The organism is Microbacterium sp. 4R-513 (genome assembly GCF_011046485.1).
In the GTDB taxonomy this organism is placed as follows: domain Bacteria; phylum Actinomycetota; class Actinomycetes; order Actinomycetales; family Microbacteriaceae; genus Microbacterium.
In genome coordinates this window covers 3,362,746-3,379,942 of the sequence record NZ_CP049256.1, presented here as the reverse complement: position 1 = coordinate 3,379,942, position 17,197 = coordinate 3,362,746, and the positions used below count along the sequence as shown (strand labels likewise).

At 69.3% G+C, this 17,197-nt stretch carries 15 protein-coding genes; 4 read left to right on the top strand and 11 right to left on the bottom strand.

The features are described 5' to 3' along the window. Positions 1-10: 10 nt before the first annotated feature. Genes dnaG through dusB form a run of 3 tightly spaced genes read right to left on the bottom strand, consistent with a single transcriptional unit; the run spans position 11 to position 4,429 of the window. Entirely contained in the window at positions 11-1,870 is a 1,860-nt protein-coding gene (gene dnaG / locus G5T42_RS14950) for a DNA primase (protein WP_165129582.1), read from the bottom strand. Further along, the gene (locus G5T42_RS14945; protein WP_165130269.1) at positions 1,870-3,243 is read right to left on the bottom strand and encodes a deoxyguanosinetriphosphate triphosphohydrolase; all 1,374 of its coding nucleotides are present in this window, start codon (positions 3,241-3,243) and stop codon (positions 1,870-1,872) included. Before G5T42_RS14945 ends, dnaG begins: the two co-directional genes overlap by 1 nt. Before the next feature lie 19 nt (positions 3,244-3,262). Further along, on the bottom strand, positions 3,263-4,429 hold the full coding sequence (dusB, locus tag G5T42_RS14940; protein ID WP_165129581.1) for a tRNA dihydrouridine synthase DusB: 1,167 nt from the start codon (positions 4,427-4,429) through the stop codon (positions 3,263-3,265). Between the two features lie 60 nt (positions 4,430-4,489). On the opposite strand from dusB, the gene G5T42_RS14935 reads away from it, so the two are divergent. Further along, positions 4,490-4,993 carry a glutathione peroxidase gene (locus G5T42_RS14935; RefSeq protein WP_165129580.1) on the top strand — a complete coding sequence of 168 codons (504 nt, stop codon included), beginning with the start codon at positions 4,490-4,492 and terminating at the stop codon, positions 4,991-4,993. A 16-nt stretch (positions 4,994-5,009) separates the two neighbouring features. Here the strand turns inward: G5T42_RS14935 and G5T42_RS14930 are convergent, their stop codons facing one another. The 6 genes from G5T42_RS14930 to recO form a co-directional block, all read right to left on the bottom strand. Continuing rightward, on the bottom strand, positions 5,010-5,690 hold the full coding sequence (locus G5T42_RS14930) for a DsbA family oxidoreductase (protein ID WP_165129579.1): 681 nt from the start codon (positions 5,688-5,690) through the stop codon (positions 5,010-5,012). A 7-nt stretch (positions 5,691-5,697) separates the two neighbouring features. Further along, positions 5,698-6,339 carry a hypothetical protein gene (locus G5T42_RS14925; protein WP_241245848.1) on the bottom strand — a complete coding sequence of 214 codons (642 nt, stop codon included), beginning with the start codon at positions 6,337-6,339 and terminating at the stop codon, positions 5,698-5,700. Positions 6,340-6,411: 72 nt separating this feature from the next. Then, on the bottom strand, positions 6,412-7,806 hold the full coding sequence (locus G5T42_RS14920) for a glutamate decarboxylase (RefSeq protein WP_165129578.1): 1,395 nt from the start codon (positions 7,804-7,806) through the stop codon (positions 6,412-6,414). A 59-nt stretch (positions 7,807-7,865) separates the two neighbouring features. Then, positions 7,866-9,347 carry an amino acid permease gene (locus tag G5T42_RS14915; RefSeq protein WP_165129577.1) on the bottom strand — a complete coding sequence of 494 codons (1,482 nt, stop codon included), beginning with the start codon at positions 9,345-9,347 and terminating at the stop codon, positions 7,866-7,868. A gap of 191 nt (positions 9,348-9,538) precedes the next feature. Next, positions 9,539-10,351, bottom strand: coding sequence for an isoprenyl transferase (locus G5T42_RS14910; RefSeq protein WP_165129576.1), 813 nt, complete (start codon positions 10,349-10,351; stop codon positions 9,539-9,541). Further along, the gene (recO, locus tag G5T42_RS14905) at positions 10,348-11,091 is read right to left on the bottom strand and encodes a DNA repair protein RecO (protein ID WP_165129575.1); all 744 of its coding nucleotides are present in this window, start codon (positions 11,089-11,091) and stop codon (positions 10,348-10,350) included. Before recO ends, G5T42_RS14910 begins: the two co-directional genes overlap by 4 nt. Before the next feature lie 36 nt (positions 11,092-11,127). Between recO and G5T42_RS14900 the strand changes: the two genes are divergently transcribed. After that, positions 11,128-11,814: a TRIC cation channel family protein gene (locus tag G5T42_RS14900; RefSeq protein ID WP_165129574.1), complete on the top strand. Its 687-nt coding sequence runs from the start codon at positions 11,128-11,130 to the stop codon at positions 11,812-11,814. A 7-nt stretch (positions 11,815-11,821) separates the two neighbouring features. Here the strand turns inward: G5T42_RS14900 and G5T42_RS14895 are convergent, their stop codons facing one another. Together G5T42_RS14895 and leuA are read right to left on the bottom strand one after the other, a co-directional pair. Next, complete coding sequence (locus G5T42_RS14895; RefSeq protein WP_165129573.1) at positions 11,822-12,328, bottom strand: DUF2231 domain-containing protein; 507 nt, start codon at positions 12,326-12,328, stop codon at positions 11,822-11,824. Positions 12,329-12,395: 67 nt separating this feature from the next. Further along, a complete protein-coding gene (gene leuA / locus G5T42_RS14890) occupies positions 12,396-14,156 on the bottom strand; it encodes a 2-isopropylmalate synthase (protein ID WP_165129572.1) in 1,761 nt (586 codons plus the stop codon). A gap of 200 nt (positions 14,157-14,356) precedes the next feature. Between leuA and G5T42_RS14885 the strand changes: the two genes are divergently transcribed. Both G5T42_RS14885 and G5T42_RS14880 read left to right on the top strand, forming a co-directional pair. Beyond that, positions 14,357-14,968 carry a hypothetical protein gene (locus tag G5T42_RS14885; RefSeq protein ID WP_165129571.1) on the top strand — a complete coding sequence of 204 codons (612 nt, stop codon included), beginning with the start codon at positions 14,357-14,359 and terminating at the stop codon, positions 14,966-14,968. 88 nt (positions 14,969-15,056) lie between these two features. After that, the gene (locus tag G5T42_RS14880; RefSeq protein WP_165129570.1) at positions 15,057-17,189 is read left to right on the top strand and encodes a CHAT domain-containing protein; all 2,133 of its coding nucleotides are present in this window, start codon (positions 15,057-15,059) and stop codon (positions 17,187-17,189) included. Positions 17,190-17,197 lie beyond the last annotated feature (8 nt).

The window sequence follows — 17,197 nt, the reverse complement described above, 5'->3', positions numbered from 1 at the left end:
GCGTGCGGAATCAGGACTCCGAGACGAGCTGCTGCCGGTTCACATCCAGCTCCCGCAGACGGAGGCGGATCGACCGCCCCTCCTCGGAGTCCGGCGGCACGCGCTGGATCGCACCCAGCAGCTCTGCCTTCTCGCGATCGAGCGATCGCTGGATGAGCCGCCGGCAGAGGGAGGATGCCGAGGCCACGGCCTCGTCGTCGGTGAGCGCCGGGAAGTCCGCCGTCAGGAGCTCGGCTGCGAGGGAGCGGAAGGGCTCCCGCACGGTGCCGATGGCCTCCGCGGCCCAGCCGGGCCGGTCGACGGCCGCCTCGGGGGCCACGGACGAGCGGACGGCTTCGAGGGCGGGGTGCCGGAACGGCAGTGCGAACGCGCGCTCGCGCAGTGCGGAGTCGAGGCGGTGCCCGAACTGCAGCAGGCCCATCAGGGCGTCGCGCTCGAGCGCCACCTCCGCGGTGCGGGGCAGCGACGCGAGTGTGACGCGGACGAGGGGCGCGGCATCCGTCGCCCCATCGGCCGGACGATCGGGCGCCGGTCGCGCCGGGCCGCGGTCGCCCGTTCGGCTCGCGCGCTCGACCTCGCGGCGCACGTCCTCGGTGTCCATGCCGAGGCGCCGAGCGAGGACGCGGACGTACTCGGGCTGCAGCAGCGGGTCGCGGAGCTCGGCCACGACGGGCGCCGCGGCGCGAAGAGCCCCGACACGACCTTCCACGCTGGCGAGGTCGAAGCCGGAGATGCGCTGGTCGAGGACGAACTCGACCATGGGCGACTTCGTGTCGACGAGCGTCCGGACGGCGCCGTCGCCGCGGCGGAGACGCAGATCGCACGGGTCGAGGCCCTCCGGGCCGACTGCGACGTAGGTCTGCGCATTGAACCGCTTGGCGTCGGCGAAGGCGCGGAGCGCGGCCTTCTGTCCCGCGGCATCCGGATCGAACGTGAAGACGACCTCGCCCGCCGCGGAATCGTCGCCCATCACCCTTCGGAGCACCGTGATGTGGTCGGAGCCGAAGGCCGTGCCACAGGTCGCGATGGCCGTCGTGACGCCTGCGAGGTGGCACGCCATGACGTCGGTATAGCCCTCGACCACGACGACGCGGTGGCTGCGGCTGATCTCGCGCTTCGCGAGGTCGAGCCCGTACAGCACCTGGGCCTTCTTGTAGATCGTCGTCTCGGGCGTGTTGAGGTACTTCGGTCCGTTGTCGTCGTCGAAGAGCCGGCGCGCTCCGAAGCCGAGCACCTGACCCGTGACGTCGCGGATGGGCCAGACGACGCGTCCGCGGAACCGGTCGTAGACGCCTCGCTGCCCCTGGGAGACGAGACCCGCCGCGGTGAGGTCGTCGCGCGAGAATCCCTGGGCGGTCAGGGCGTCGAGCATGCCCGACCATCCTTTGGGGGCGAAGCCGACTCCGAAGTGGGCCGCGGCGCCGGCGTCGAAGCCGCGCTCGCCGAGGAAGCGCCGGGCGATGTCCGCCTCGGGGGTGGCGAGCTGCGCGCGGAAGAACTCCGCCGCGGCGGCGTTCGCAGCGTACAGGCGCGCACGCCCGGAGGTCTCGGGAGCGGCTCCGCCGTCCTCGTAGTGGAGCGAGTAGCCGATGCGGGCGGCGAGCCGCTCGACGGCCTCGGTGAAGGAGAGGTGGTCGAGGTTGCGGAGGAACGAGTAGACGTCGCCCGACTCGCCGCAGCCGAAGCAGTGGTAGAAGCCCGCCTGCGGGCGCACGTTGAAGCTCGGGCTGCGCTCGTCGTGGAAGGGGCACAGCCCCTTGAGCGCGCCGACGCCGGCGGACTTCAGCGCGACGCGTTCGCCGATGATGTCCGCGATGTTGGTGCGGGCCTTGACCTCGTCGACGTCGGCCTGACGGATCCGCCCCGGCATCAGGCGTCCTCGCGCGAGGCGACCCGGCGGCCGGGCTTCTGCGAACCGGGCGCCCAGACGCCGATGGACTCGGCATCCACCTCGCCGACGAGGCGTCCGTGCCAGGCGATCGCCAGCTGGTCGGTCAGGCTCGCGACCTGGTCGACGACGACACGGCGGCGCGCGGCATCCGTTCTCGCCGTCTCGAAGTCCAGGGCGTAGAGCGCGTCGAGCTCCTCGGGCCGCTCCCACAGCGCCGTCGCCAGGCGCTTGAGCACGCGTCGCTGCTCCTTGTAGAGCTCTTTGCGGCCCTCCATCGACACGACGACGGCTCCGATGATGCCCTTGAGCACCGCCATCTCGGCCTCGACGACGCGCGGCACGACGACGTGGGCGCGATAGCGGGTCAGCACATTGAGAGCGTACGCATCCCGCGTCGCCGTCGTCGCGGCCCGGGCGAATCGTCCGATGAGGTCGGAGGTGAGGTTCTTCAGCCGTGCGTGGTCGGCGCGGGTGCCTGCGTAGGACGTGATCCACTCGGGCATCCGCATGAGCCGGTACAGCGCGTCCGCGAGCTCGTCGCGCGCGAAGTCGAAACCCACCCACGACTGGATTCCGCTCAGCAGCTTGTCGTGCACCCGGACGTCGGCGAGGAACGCCGGATCGAGGTAGCCGTTGACGATCGCGTCCTCGAAGTCGTGGACCGAGTAGGCGATGTCGTCGGACAGGTCCATGACCTCGGCCTCGATGCAGCGCACGCGACCCGGAGCGTCCTGGCGCATCCAGCGGAAGACGTGCTCGTCGTCGGGGTAGACGCCGAACTTGAGGCGGCCACCGGGGTCGGGAAGCGGATGATCCGCCGTCCACGGGTATTTGCAGGTCGCGTCGAGGCTCGCCCGAGTCAGGTTCAGGCCGAAGCTCGCGCCGTCGTCGTCGACGACCTTCGGCTCGAGCCGGGTGAGGATGCGGAGCGTCTGCGCGTTTCCCTCGAAGCCGCCGAAGTCCTCGGCCCAGTCGTTGAGCGCCCGCTCGCCGTTGTGCCCGAAGGGCGGATGCCCGAGGTCATGGCTCAGGCACGCCGTGTCGACGACGTCGGGTGCGAGTCGCAGCGCGGTCGCGAGCTCCCGCCCGACCTGTGCCACCTCGAGCGAGTGCGTCAGGCGGTTGCGCGCGAAGTCGGCGGGGCTCGCGGGGCTCAGCACCTGCGTCTTGGCGGCGAGGCGACGCAGCGCCGCCGAGTGCAGCACCCGGGCGCGGTCGCGTGCGAAGTCGTCGCGCTGCGACCGGTGCCGCTCGCGGTGGAAGCGCGCCGCGTCGGCGTCGTCATAGCCCTCCGGCCGCTCCGACGCGACGCCGACCGCACCCGTCGCGGCAGCCGAGAGCGCCGGCGCCAGCCCGGAGCTCGTCGAAGCGTCAGCCGCCACTGTGGTCGAGTTCCGCTTCGGCGAGGGCGCTGGATGCCTCGGCTCCGAGGTCCTGCGAGTCGAGCCAGCCGTCGGGCAGCGCGGGGCGCTTGGGGGTTCCGGCGCGTCCGCGCTGACCCTCCGCCGCGGCGCCCGGATAGGCAGCCTCGAGGTCGAGGGTCGCCAGCAGGTCGTCGATCTCAGCGAGGCTCGACACCGTCGCGAGCCGCGCTCGCGTGTCGCCGCCGACCGGATATCCCTTGAAGTACCAGACGACGTGCTTGCGGATGTCGCGGCATCCGCGGTCCTCGTCCTCGAAGAACTCGACCAGCAGCTCGGCATGGCGGCGGAACGCCGCGGCCACGAACCCCAGCGTCGCGTCGACGGGCTCGCCCATCGCCGCCCCCGGCTCGCCGAGCGCCCGGGCGAGGTCGCCGAACAGCCACGGACGGCCGAGGCATCCGCGTCCGACGACGACGCCGTCGCAGCCCGTCTCGGCCATCATGCGCACCGCGTCGTCGGCCGACCAGATGTCGCCGTTGCCGAGCACCGGCACGCTCGTGACGGTCTCTTTCAGCTTCGCGATGGCCGACCAGTCGGCCTGGCCGGAGTAGAACTCGGCGGCGGTGCGAGCGTGGAGCGCGATCGAGGCGACTCCGGCGTCCTCGCCGATACGTCCCGCCTCGAGGTAGGTGAGGTGATCGGAGTCGATGCCCTTGCGCATCTTGATCGTCAGCGGGATGTCGCCCGCGGCGCGGACGGCGCCTGTGACGATGTCGCGGAACAGCTCGCGCTTCCACGGGAGGGCCGCTCCCCCGCCCTTGCGGGTGACCTTGGGGACGGGGCATCCGAAATTCAGGTCGATGTGATCGGCGCGATCCTCGGCGACGAGGATCCGGACCGCCTCGGCGACCGTCTTCGGATCGACGCCGTAGAGCTGGATGGAGCGCGGGGTCTCGGACTCGTGGTGCGTGATGAGGCGCATCGTCGTGGCGTTGCGCTCCACGAGCGCGCGCGACGTTATCATCTCGCTCACGTACAGGCCGGCGCCGTACTCGCGGCACAGGCGACGGAAGGCCGTGTTGGTGATGCCGGCCATGGGAGCGAGCACGACGGGCGCATCGAGCTCGATGGGCCCGATGCGCAGCGCGCGGGCCGGAGCCAGGGCGGTCGTCATCCTCTCATTCTCCCAGACGAAACCGGGCGCCTCCTTGAAGAAGGGCCTTAGCCTGGAAACATGACCCAGGCCGTCGACGTCTCGCTCCGCGACATCCCGTTCCAGACCGCAGAAGGCGAGACCAAGACGCTCGCCGACTACGGCGACAAGGTGCTCCTGGTGGTGAACGTCGCCTCGAAATGCGGGCTCACGCCGCAGTACGAGCAGCTCGAGGAGCTGCAGCGCGCGTACGCCGACCGCGGCTTCACGGTGCTGGGGTTCCCCTGCAACCAGTTCGCGGGTCAGGAGCCGGGATCGATGGACGAGATCCTCGACTACTGCGCCATGACGTGGGGCGTCACCTTCCCGGTCCTCGACAAGGTGAAGGTCAACGGCGGGAAGGCCGCGCCGCTTTACAAGGCGCTCAAGAAGACCCGGGATGCCGAGGGCAAGCGCGGTCCGGTCCTGTGGAACTTCGAGAAGTTCGTGCTCACGCCCGACGGCGCGATGCATCGCTTCCGGCCGAACGTGAAGCCCGACGACCCCGCGATCGTCGAGGTCATCGAGCGGAATCTTCCCGCCTGACGGCGGGCCGGCGGCCTCAGGCGGCGTCCTCGTCGGCGTCGCGGTGCTCGGCCCACACCTGGCGCGCGATCTGCGCGAACGCCTCGGCGGGCTGCGCGCCGGAAACCCCGTACTTGCCGTCGATGACGAAGAACGGCACGCCGTTGATGCCGTACGCGGATGCCTGCGCCTGGTCGGCGCGCACGGCCGCGAGATAGCGCCCGCTCCGCAGAGCCTCGCGGGCTGCGTCGCCGTCGAGACCCGCGTCGACAGCCAGCGAGACGAGCTCGTCCTCGCGCCCGACGTGGCGGCCCTCGGTGAAGTACGCCGACATGAGCCGCTCTGCCAGCTCGAGCTGGCGGCCCTGATCCTTCGCGAAGTGGAGGAGCTCGTGGGCCTTCACGGTGTTCGTGTGCTTGAGGATGTCGAACCGGTATTCCAGTCCGGCGTCGGCCGCGACACCGGTGACCCGGTCGAGCATGCCGGTGGCCTGCTCCGCAGAGATGCCCTTGTGCCGGGCCAGATAGTCCGCCTCACCGCCCTCGAAATCGACCGGCGTGTCGGGCGAGAGCTCGAAGGAGTGGTACGTCACCTCCACGAAGGGGGCGTCGTCGTCGGCGGATGCCTCGGCGAGTCCCTTCTCGAGATTCCGCTTGCCGATGTAGCACCACGGGCAGGCGATATCGCTCCAGACGTCGATTCGGATGGGTTCGGTCACGTCAGGGCTAACGCCCCGCCGCGGGCTCGATATTCCGCCGGGCGAGGACGGCAGCGACGAAGAAGCAGACCGCACCGACGAATGTGCCCAGGTTCGCCCACTCGAGGTTCCGCGGATCTCCGGTCGCCGGGAGGATGTAGGCGCCGACGGCGGAGAAGCCGAACGCGATCGACCCGACCATGTTGAGGATCGTGCCGTGGCCGGTGCGGGCGAGCGGGTCCCAGAGCTCGTGACGCCGGTTCGCGGCGACGAGCGCGAAGACGCTCGAGATCAGGAAGGCGATCGAGCCCCAGGCATCCGGTCGCCACCCGGTGAAGTCCTGCCGGGGTGAGGCGGCCGCCTCGACCAGCACGGCGAGGGTGCTCAGGTTGAAGAGGAGCGTGCCGAGGAACTGGATGGCTGCCGACCACCAGTCGGCGGCATCCGCCCCTTGCAGCGGCTTCTCTGGTGGCCGCCGCCCGCTCAGCGCGAGCTGGATGAGCGCGGCGAGGGTGAAGAAGATCGATCCGACGAAGAAGGTCGCCGAGCCCCACACGGGTCCGACGGCGTTCGCATAGGCGGGGACGGCTCCGATCGCGAAGCATGCCGATCCGATCATGAATCCCCACGCCTCCCGGCGCAGGCGCAGAGGGCGAGGGGGTGAGGCCACAGTCCGATCGTAGCGATGCCGAAGGGGCGGTCCGTGCGGCGGGATGCCGCAGGGACCGCCCCTCGGATCGGCTCAGTGGTGGAAGGCCCCAGCCTCCTCCTCGCTCATCGGCACCGTGATCGGGTGCTTGTCGAAGTGGGCGATCGCGTCGCGGTAGTCGTTCATGAGCAGGGATGCCTCGTCACGGCTGAAGCCGACGCGCACCAGGATCCGCTGGATCGGCAGATCCTCCCGGTTCTTCGGCATCGTGTAGGCCGGCACCTGCCAGCCGCGGGCGCGCAGACGGTCGGCGAGGTCGAACAGCGTGAAGGCGTGATCGACTCCGTCCTTGAGCTTCCAGGACACCGCCGGGATGCCCTCCTGCGGGCTGCCGCCGTTGATGATGTCGAAGTGCCCGAGCTTGTCGATCTCGGACGCGAGATACATCGCCGTGTCGTAGCAGGACTGCTGCACCTTGCGGTATCCCTCGCGCCCCAGGCGCAGGAAGTTGTAGTACTGAGCGACGATCTGTCCCCCGGGCCGCGAGAAGTTCAGCGCGAACGTCGGCATGTTGCCGCCGAGGTAGTTGACGTTGAAGATCAGGTCCTCGGGGAGGTCCGCGGCATCCCGCCACACGACCCAGCCGACGCCCAGCGGGGCGAGGCCGAACTTGTGGCCGGATGTGTTGATCGACTTGACCCGAGGCAGCCGGAAGTCCCAGATGATGTGGGGCGCCGTGAACGGCGCCAGGAAGCCGCCGCTCGCTCCGTCGACGTGGATCGGGATGTCGAGGCCCTGCTCCTCCTGCAGCTGGTCGAGCGCGTCGCTCACCGCCTGCACCGGCTCGAAGCCGCCCGTGAACGTCACCCCGAGAGTCGGCACGACGCCGATGGTGTTCTCGTCGACGCGCTTCACGACCTCCTCCGGGGTCATCAGGAAGCGGTCGCCTTCCATCGGGATCTCGCGGAGCTCGACGTCCCAGTACCGTGCGAACTTGTGCCAGCAGACCTGCACCGGACCCGTGATGAGGTTCGGCTTGTCGGTCGGCTTGCCAGCCGCCCGCTGGCGCGCCCGCCAGTTCCACAGCAGCGCCATCCCGCCGAGCATCGCCGCCTCGCTCGACCCCGTCGTCGACGTGCCCAGCGTGTTGGCGGCGTCGGGCGAGTTCCACAGGTCGGCCAGGATGTGGACGCAGCGGGCTTCGATCTCGGCCGTCTGCGGGTACTCGTCCTTGTCGATCATGTTCTTGTCGAGCGTCTCGGCCATGAGGGCGCGCACCTCGGGCTCGAGCCACGTCTGGCAGAACGTCGCGAGGTTCTGTCGCGAGTTGCCGTCCATCATGAGCTCGTCGGAGACGACCTGATACGCGTGCCGGGCGAGGTGCTCCTTCTCGGGGATGCGGTACTTCGGCATCGAGACCGAGAGGTCGCTCGATGAGAAGACCTCGTCGAGGATCTCGTCGCGGATGTTGTCGCGGTGGTGCAGCATTGTGCGTCTCTCCCTTGTCGGATTCGAGTCAGTAGTCGGTCGTGATCGTGAGAGGCAGGTCAGGAGACCTGCGGCTCGGTCTTGGTGAGGTCCGGGTCCGTGTCCTCGTGGGCGTGCGAGACCTCGGGGTGGACCTTCCAGCTGGGCTTGCGCACCGCGTAGAGGATGAACGGCCAGACGCCCAGCACGACGATGCCGGCCACGAGCAGGAGCGAATACCAGGGCTGGCCCATCGTGCTGCTGGACGGCTCGACGAAGCCGATGAGGAAAGCGAGCAGGCTCGCGAAGAACCCGACCCAGCCGAAGAGCGGCATCGCCGGGACGCGGAAGCCGCGCTGGACGTCGGGGTGCGTGCGCCGCAGCCGCATGGCCGCGAGGAACATGATCATGTACATGATCAGGTACAGCTGAACGGCCATCGCGGAGAACACCCAGAACACGCTCTGCACCGACGGCACAATGGCGAACAGCACCGCGAGGACCGTCACGATGATGCCCTGCACAACCATGATCGGCACCTGCATGTCGTACTGGTTCGTCTTCTGCAGCGACGGGGGCAGGTAGCCCTGGCGGCCGACCATCAGAAGACCCTTGCTGGGCCCGGGGATCCAGGTGACCACCGATGCCAGGATGCCGAACACGATGAGCAGCGACATCACGGTGGTCGCCCAGGGCATCCCGAGCTGCTTGAAGAAGACGTCGAACGCCTGCAGCACACCCTGAGTGAGGTTGACGCTGTCGGCGGGGACGCCCACCGAGATCGCGAGCGTCGGGAAGACGAAGACGATCAGGATCACGATCGCGGCCAGCACGATCGCCTTCGGGAAGTTCTTCGCCGGGTTCTGCATCTCGTTCACGTGCACGGCGTTCATCTCCATGCCCGCGTACGAAAGGAAGTTGCTCACGATGAGCACGATGCTCGCAATGCCCGTCCAGGTGGGGAGCCACTGCGCCTCGGAGATCGGAGCCAGCTGCGACTGGCCGCCTCCCGTCAGGAAGAGGATCGCGAAGAAGACGAGGCCGAGTGACGGGACGATCGTGCCAGCGATGAAGCCCCACTTGCTGACGCCGGCGAACGCCTTGACGCCGCGGAATGCGATGAGGGTCGAGAACCAGTAGACGACGAGGATCACGACACCGGTGAAGAGGCCGTTGTTCGCGAGCGCCGGGTTGAACACGTACGCGAGCGCCGAGGCGAAGAACGCCAGCTGCGCGGGGTACCAGACGACGTTCTGGATCCACTGCTGCCAGATCGCGACGAATCCGACGCGGTCTCCGAACGCCTCCTTCGCCCAGACGAACACGCCGCCCTTCCATCCGCTCGCCAGCTCCGCGGCGACCATCGCGACCGGGACCATGAACACGATGGCGGGCAGGATGTAGAGGAAGATCGAGGCCCAGCCGTACGGAGCCATCGCCGGTAGGCCGCGGACGCTGGCGACGGCGGTGGCGATGAGGATCGCCATCGTGGTCCACGAGAGGGCGGCGTTGCCCGTCTTGGCTGGGGTGGCCGACCGTGTGGTCTTGTCAGTGCTCGACATTGCAACTCCCTCAACAAGAGGGGGTCTCTCCGTGAGGCCCCCCGGCTCGGAGATCGACGGCGGACCTTGGCGAGGGACGTCGGCGACAGTTCGAGTTCGGGTCTACTCGCGTCCCGCGAAACGTGTCAACGGCTCACAGCCGGTCGGGAATCGAATTCATCCGATCCGGGTGAGGAGACGTGGCGGTCGGGTCAGAGCCCTGTTTCCGACGGAGCGTCGACCGCGCCGCCGAACCGCCGGTCGCGGTCCAGATAGAGGTCGATCGCCCGCCACAGATCCGTGCGGCTGAAGTCGGGCCACAGGGTGTCGAGGAACACGAACTCGGCATAGGCCGACTCCCACAGCAGGAAGTTCGACGTTCGCTGCTCGCCGCTCGACCGCACGAAGAGGTCGACGTCGGGCATGTCGGGGATGTAGAGCCGGCGCTGGATGAGCTTCTCCGAGACGGCGCTCGGCCGGATCCTCCCGGCGGCGACGTCGTCGGCGATCGAGCGCACCGCGTCGACGAGCTCGACACGACCGCCGTAGTTGACGCACATCGTGAGCGTCAGGACGTCGTTCGCCGCGGTGAGCTGCTCGGCGTACTGCAGCTCCTTGACGACCGAGCCCCACAGCCGCGGCTTGCGCCCGGCCCACCGGACCCGCACGCCCCACTCGTTGAGCTGATCGCGGCGGCGATGCAGCACGTCGCGGTTGAAGCCCATGAGGAAGCGCACCTCATCGGGCGAGCGCGACCAGTTCTCGGTCGAGAACGCGTAGACCGACAGATGCCTCACCCCGGCCTGGATCGCCCCGGCGACGACATCGAGCAGCGCCGCCTCGCCCGCCTTGTGGCCCTCTACGCGCGTGAGGCCCTTGCGGTTCGCCCAGCGTCCGTTGCCGTCCATGACGATCGCGACATGCTGCGGCACGGCGCCCTTGGGGTAGGCGGGCGGGTAGAGCCCTGTCCAGTCGACAGCGCGGTAGGGCACCGCATCGCGGTGCGTGTAGGGCTTCGGCGTCACCGGGCGGCCTCCCGGGGCGCGGACTCGACGTGCGAGAGCGAGCGGATGCCTCGTTCCAGGTGCCACTGCGCATACGCCGCGATGAGCCCCGACGCGGCGGCCGTGGCCGCCGGGGACGCGGCATCCACTTCCTCCCACTCCCCCGCCATCAGCGACTGGAGGAGCGCGACCGTCTCGGCGGGGACCCGCGCCGCGCCCGTCGGCGCGCAGTCGTGGCAGATCATGCCGCCGAGCTGCGCGACGAACGTGTCGTGCGGCCCCGGGCGGCTGCACCGGGCGCACTCGTCGAGCGACGGCGCCCAGCCCGAGAGCGCCATGGCGCGCAGCAGGTAGGAGTCCAGGATGCTGCGCGACGCGTGATCGCCGCGCGCGAGGGCGCGGAGCCCGCCCACGAGGAGGAGATACTGCTGCGGCGTCGCCTCGGCCTCGTTGAGGCGATCGGCCGCCTCGACCATGGCACTGGCCGACGTGTAGCGGTCGTAGTGCACCGCGATCTCGGCGCCGTACGATCCGAGCGACTCGGCCTGCTGCACGATGTCGAGCGACCGCCCCTGGTACAGCTGCACGTCGGCGACCATGAAGGGCTCGAGGCGCGAGCCGAAGCGCGACGACGTGCGCCGCACGCCCTTGGCGACGGCGCGGAGCTTGCCGTGGCGGCGGCTCAGCAGCGTCACGATCCTGTCGGCCTCGCCCAGCTTGTGGGTCCGCAGGACCACGACTTCGTCGCGGTAGGTGGGCACTCCTCGATTATCCCGGCCCACCGCGACAATGGAGGGGTGAACGAGCCGGTCTTCGTCATTCCGCTGTGGGCGGACCTCACCGCCGTGGGCCTCGGCGGCGTCCAGGGCGCGCTGTTCGCGTCGGGCTTCCGGGGTCAGCGACGACTCGACCTGCTCGGCGTCGCCATCATCGGGGTCGTGATGGGCATGGGCGGCGGACTCATCCGCGACCTGCTGCTCAATGTGCCGCCGGCGACCCTCCAGAGCAACTGGTACCTCATCACCGCGACGCTCGCGGCGCTGGTCGGCATGCTCCTCGCGAACCTCTTCCAGCGGCTGAACGGCGTGATCGTCGCGCTCGACGCCGTCGTCATCGGCCTCTTCGGCGCCTTCGGCACGAGCAAGGCACTGACCCTCGGCTTCCCCTTCGTCCCGGCGGTCTTCGTGGGCGTGTGCGCGGCCGTCGGCGGCGGCATCCTGCGCGACATGCTCATGGGTCTGCCGACCGCCATCATGCACGTCGGCTCGCTCTACGCGGTGGCCGCGGGAGCTGGATGCCTCGTCCTCGCGACGCTGCAGGCCTTCGGCCTCGACATCGTCATCGCCGCGGTCGTCGGCATCGTCGTGACCACCGTCATCCGTCTCCTCGCGGTGATGTTCGACATCTCGCTGCCCGAGCAGCGGGCGCTCTACCGGCGCAAGGTCGCGGTCGAGACGTCGGCGATCACGCTGCCGAAGCGGTGACCGCGGCCTAGACGAACCCCTGCCGCTGCGTCTCCTCGTTCGCCACCCGCACGCCGTAGTGGTACGCGAGCTTGCCGCCGAGCCACCCCGAGATGCCGAGTATCGCGAGTCCGACGATGCTCAGGACGAAGCCGATGACGCTCACGTGATCGTGATCCTCACCGGAGCGGATGAACCAGTTGACGGCGAAGAGGACGGTCACCGCGAGGTTGAGGGTCATATGCAGCAGCGCGGTGCGGTGCGCCGGCATGCCGCTCGGGATCACCGAGAAGTCGAGGAATCCGAGGATCGCGGCGAGAAGCGCTCCGACGATCCCGATCGCGATGAGCACCTGGGCGCCGATCGCCCAGGGCGTGGGGTCCTCGACGAAGAAGCCGATGAGGTCGAACACGATGCTCGCGGTCCATGCCCCGATGGGAATGGTCACGGCGATCGGGTGGAACGGATGGCCGTAGGGACCGGCGAGCACGGTCCTGGGTCGCTTTGCACGCTGAAGCGGATCGGAAGTCGTCATGTCCACAAGCTAGGAGCCCCCTCCGCCGGAGCGGAGGGGGCTTGACAAGCACCGCGGCGCTCGGGGGTCAGACGCCGGCGAGCTCCCGCGAACGCTCACGCGTGCGGATGGCCCGGTTGACGCCTGAGACGATGGCCTTGAGCGACGCCGTCGAGATGTCGCCGTCGATGCCGACGCCCCACAGCCGCTCGCCGTCGACCTGCAGCTCGACGTAGGCGGCCGCCTGGGCGTCGCCGCCCGCGCTGAGCGCGTGCTCGACGTAGTCGTACACCGTGACGTCGAACCCGTGCGCGCGGACGATCTCGATGAACGCCGCGACAGGGCCGTTCCCATGACCGGATGCCTCGACTCGCTCGTCGCCGTCGCGCAGCGTGACCTCGAGCGAGATGTCGCCCGACATGTCGCTCTGCGTGCGAGTGCTCAGCAGCTCGAACCTTCCCCAGCGGTCGTCGGCGACGTCGGACGGCAGGTACTCGTCGTTGAAGATCGACCAGATCTGGTCGCTCGTCACTTCGCCGCCCTCGGCATCCGTCTTCGCCTGCACGACGCCCGAGAACTCGATCTGGAGCTTGCGCGGCAGGTCGATCGCATGGTCGGTCTTGAGCAGGTAGGCCACGCCGCCCTTGCCGGACTGCGAGTTGACGCGGATGACCGCCTCGTACGAACGCCCCAGGTCCTTGGGGTCGATCGGCAGGTACGGCACGGCCCAGTCGATCTCGTCGACCGAGACGCCTTCGGCGCGGGCGCGGGCCTCCATGGCCTCGAAGCCCTTCTTGATGGCGTCCTGATGCGACCCGCTGAAGGCCGTGAAGACGAGGTCACCGGCCCACGGGCTGCGCTCCGGGACGGGGAGCTGGTTGCAGTACTCCGCCGTGCGCTTGATCTGGTCGATGTCGCTGAAGTCGATCTGAGGGTCGATGCCCTGCGTCAGGAGGTTGATACCCAGGGCGACCAGGTCGACGTTGCCCGTGCGCTCCCCGTTCCCGAAGAGGCATCCCTCGATGCGGTCCGCACCGGCCATGTACCCCAGCTCGGCCGCCGCGATCGCGGTGCCGCGGTCGTTGTGCGGGTGCAGCGACAGGATGACGTTCTCGCGGTGCGCCAGGCGGCGGCTCATCCATTCGATGGAGTCGGCGTAGACGTTCGGCGTCGCCATCTCCACCGTGGCGGGCAGGTTGATGATGACCTTGCGGTCGGGCGTCGGCTCGAAGATCTCGATCACCTGGTTGCACACCTCGAGCGCGAAGTCGAGCTCGGTGCCGGTGTAGCTCTCGGGCGAGTACTCGTAGAAGACCTTCGTCTCGGGAATGCGCTTCTCGAACTCGCGGCACAGGCGGGCGCCCTCGAGGGCGATGTCGACGATGCCCTGGCGATCGGTGCGGAAGACGACCTCGCGCTGGAGGACGCTCGTCGAGTTGTAGAGGTGGACGATCGCCTGCTTGGCGCCGGCGATCGACTCATACGTGCGCTCGATGAGGTGGGACCGGGCCTGCGTCAGCACCTGGATGGTGACGTCGTCCGGAATGAGGTCCTCTTCGATCAGCTGGCGCACGAAGTCGAAGTCGGTCTGGCTCGCGCTGGGGAACCCGACCTCGATCTCCTTGTAGCCCATGCGGACGAGGAGGTCGAACATTATGCGCTTGCGCTCGGGGCTCATCGGGTCGATGAGCGCCTGATTGCCGTCGCGCAGGTCGACGGCGCACCAGCGGGGTGCCGTCGTGATGCGCTTGCCAGGCCACGTGCGGTCGGGCAGTTCGACCGCGATCTGCTCGTGGTACGGCCGATACTTGTGGATCGGCATGCCGGAGGGCTTCTGGGTGTTGTCCATGATGGTGTCGCTTCTTCTGTCGTCTGAGGATGCGGGCCAACAGCAATCGCCGCGACGAGGAAGGCCCTAGATCGAGGACTCGTCGCGGCGGCTAAGAAGGAGAAGCCCGCCGAAGCGCATGGGTTCAGGGTACACCTGCCGTCCGGATCGGTCGAACGCGCCCCGCGAGACGAACGCCGGGTTCCCGACACCATGGAGGTATGAACCGACTTCGTCGTGCCGTTGCGGCTGCGGGCCTGGCCGCGGCATCCCTCGTCCTCCTCGCTGCATGCGCGACTCCCGCCGCAGGGGGCGGCGCGCCGTTCGGGACCGTTCCGCCCGCCGCGCCAGACGGCGAGGTGCGCGGCACCGGCACGGTTCTGGACCGGGGCGGCGACGTGCAGCTGTGCCTCGGACCGATCGCCGAGTCGTATCCGCCGCAGTGCTCCGGCATCCCGTTGCAGGGCTGGTCGTGGGACGGCGTGGAGGGCAGTGACTCGTCCGGTGACGCGCACTGGGGCGCTTACGCCGTGCAGGGGACGTACGACGGCGAGACGCTCACGGTCACCGGTCCGCCGATCCTCCTGGCGCTGTACGACCCGATCCGCCCCGAGGACCCTACGGGCGGGAAGCCCGGTACGGCCGATGAGGCGACCCTCGAGAAGGTCCGGGCCGAGCTGCCATCCGCCCTCGGCGATCAGTTCGTCTCGTCCAGCATCGAGCGCGGGTACGTGTGGGTCGATGTCATCTGGGACGACGGGACGCTGCAGGATGCCGCGGACGCGGCGTACGGCGACGGGGTCGTCGTCGTCCGGTCCGCCCTGCAGGGCTGAGCGCTTCTGGCCCCCGCGCGGGCCGAGGGCTAGTGTGTGCCAAAAGGGCCCGCAGCGGGCCTCCGATCGGACGCAGGTGGGGCCGGCGATGGGGTCGACAGAAGAGCGCGCGTTCGAGGCTGTGATCCTCGCGAACTCGTTCCTCGACGGGCGCGGACGAGCGGCGATCGTCGAGTTCTTCCCGCCGTCGGTCGTCGAGCTGTACGACGCCGTCATCCTGCGCGCGGACTGGCAGAACGCCGCGACCCTGACCGAACGCGCCTTCGTCGTGATCGAGGTGCTCGACGCTGATCCGGCTCTGGCCGCCCGGTATCAGGCCGACGTGGATGCGGGTCGACTGGGGTTCGGTGCGGGCGAGGACGAAGCGATCGACACCGCGATCAGCGAGGTGAGCTCACGCCTCGGGGCGCAGGCCGCGCCAGGCGCGGATGACGGGCTGCTCGGCGGCGATGAGGCGGCGCCGAGTGCGGATGACGGCGCGATGGCCGAGCCGCCGGCCGACATGGCAGAGCCGTCGCCCGCTCCCGACATGGCTGAGCCGCCGCCACCGCCCCCGCCGCCCTTCGAAGCCGAGTCGGCTGGGCCCCCTCCGGTCACCCCGCTCGTGCCGCCGGCGCCGACCCCACCGCCGGCTGACGGAGGAGCACCGGCCCCCGTCGAGACGGTGCAGACGTGGCTCAACGCCGACGTGCAGGGCGGCTACACCAGCCTGCAGGCAGGACTGCCGTACGTCCTCGACATCTCGTTCGGCGAGCGCAGCGCAACCGCGGCGGGTGCGGCCCCGACCGCGATCCCCTTCGAGGCGACGCAGAAGTCGGTCGACCTGTCGGTGCAGCTCGTGAGCACCGACTTCGAAGTGCCGCCGCTCCCCCAGCTGATCCGCGTGGGACGCGACGGACGATCTGTCGGGCACGTGCTCTTCCCCTGCACGCCGCTGCACGCGGGACCCTCCAAGCTGAGCGTGCTCGTCGACGTCCGGGGCAACTTCCTGCAGCGCCTCGAGCTCGAGTTCGACGTCGGAACCGCCAAGCCCGTCGAGTCGACCAACTTCGGCCGTCCCGCCGGCGCGGCGACGACGCTCGAGCCGCGCACCGCGTCGATGCAGTTCATGCCGGCGACGGGCGGCTACGAGCTCTTCGTCAAGGGCGTGACCGACCAGGAGGTCTTCGTCCAGATCACCGAGGACGAGCTCGCCGCGCGGATCGACGGCGTGCGTCAGGCGCTGCTCAAGACGGTGAAGGACCCGACCTTCGCGCTGGAACTCGACATCCCTGCCGACCGCGGGGCCGTCGCCCTGAAAGACCTCGCCTTCGCCGGCTTCCGGCTCTACCAGGCGATCTTCGGAGGTCCGTTCGCCTCGGAGGAACTGAAGGATGTGGGGCGCTGGCTGCGCGACAGCCTGGCCGACGACGTCACGACGCTGCAGGTCGTCTCGCGCGGATTCCCGGTGCCGTGGGCACTCATGTACCTCACCGACCGGTTCTCGGACGACGCTCTCGACTGGAAGAACTTCATCGGCATGCGCCATGTCGTCGAGCAGGTGCCGATGCGCGAGATCTCGACGCTGCCGCCCGTCACCACGATCGAGTCGACGCCCGACCTGACAGTGCGCGTGCTCTACAACGACGGCATCGACGCCCAGATGCCCTCGCATCCGGTCGCGGCTCAGCGGACGTACTGGGAGAACCGCGCGGTCGCCCTCGGCGAGGGAACGAAGGTCGACGACCTCAAGGCCGCACTCGCCGCCACCGCCACCGACAAAGTGCTGTACATGTACTGCCACGCCGTCGCGTCGGACCAGGACTCCGACGACTCGTACCTCGTGATGACGGGCGACCAGCGCATCACGCTCGGCGAGCTCGCCGTGTACGCTCCCATCGACGACCAGCTGTCGAGTCATCCGCTCGTCGTCATCAATGCGTGCGAGTCGGGAGACCTCTCGCCGAACTTCTACGACGGCTTCGTGCCGTACTTCCTCGCGAAAGGCGCCCGCGGCGTCATCGGCACGGAGTGCAAGACCCCCGGCCGGTTCGCCAGCGAATGGGCGATCGCCTTCTTCGACCGCTTCTTCGCGGGTGAGCCGCTCGGCGATGCCGTGCTGGGACTGCGGCGCGACTTCCTCGAGAAGCACGGCAATCCGCTCGGCCTCCTGTACGGCGTGCACTGCGACACCGACACGCGCGTCGACCCCGCCCTCGCCGCCGCCGGCGGCTCGCACTAGGAGCTCTC

Bases quoted from the DNA above. Each gene is read 5' to 3' on its own strand.
- G5T42_RS14920 (WP_165129578.1), bottom strand. From the start codon at position 7,806: ATGCTGCACCACCGCGACAACATCCGCGACGAGATCCTCGACGAGGTC.
- dnaG (WP_165129582.1), bottom strand. From the start codon at position 1,870: ATGCCGGGGCGGATCCGTCAGGCCGACGTCGACGAGGTCAAGGCCCGC.
- G5T42_RS14935 (WP_165129580.1), top strand. From the start codon at position 4,490: ATGACCCAGGCCGTCGACGTCTCGCTCCGCGACATCCCGTTCCAGACC.
- G5T42_RS14915 (WP_165129577.1), bottom strand. From the start codon at position 9,347: ATGTCGAGCACTGACAAGACCACACGGTCGGCCACCCCAGCCAAGACG.
- G5T42_RS14885 (WP_165129571.1), top strand. From the start codon at position 14,357: ATGAACCGACTTCGTCGTGCCGTTGCGGCTGCGGGCCTGGCCGCGGCA.
- leuA (WP_165129572.1), bottom strand. From the start codon at position 14,156: ATGGACAACACCCAGAAGCCCTCCGGCATGCCGATCCACAAGTATCGG.
- dusB (WP_165129581.1), bottom strand. From the start codon at position 4,429: ATGACGACCGCCCTGGCTCCGGCCCGCGCGCTGCGCATCGGGCCCATC.
- G5T42_RS14895 (WP_165129573.1), bottom strand. From the start codon at position 12,328: ATGACGACTTCCGATCCGCTTCAGCGTGCAAAGCGACCCAGGACCGTG.
- G5T42_RS14880 (WP_165129570.1), top strand. From the start codon at position 15,057: ATGGGGTCGACAGAAGAGCGCGCGTTCGAGGCTGTGATCCTCGCGAAC.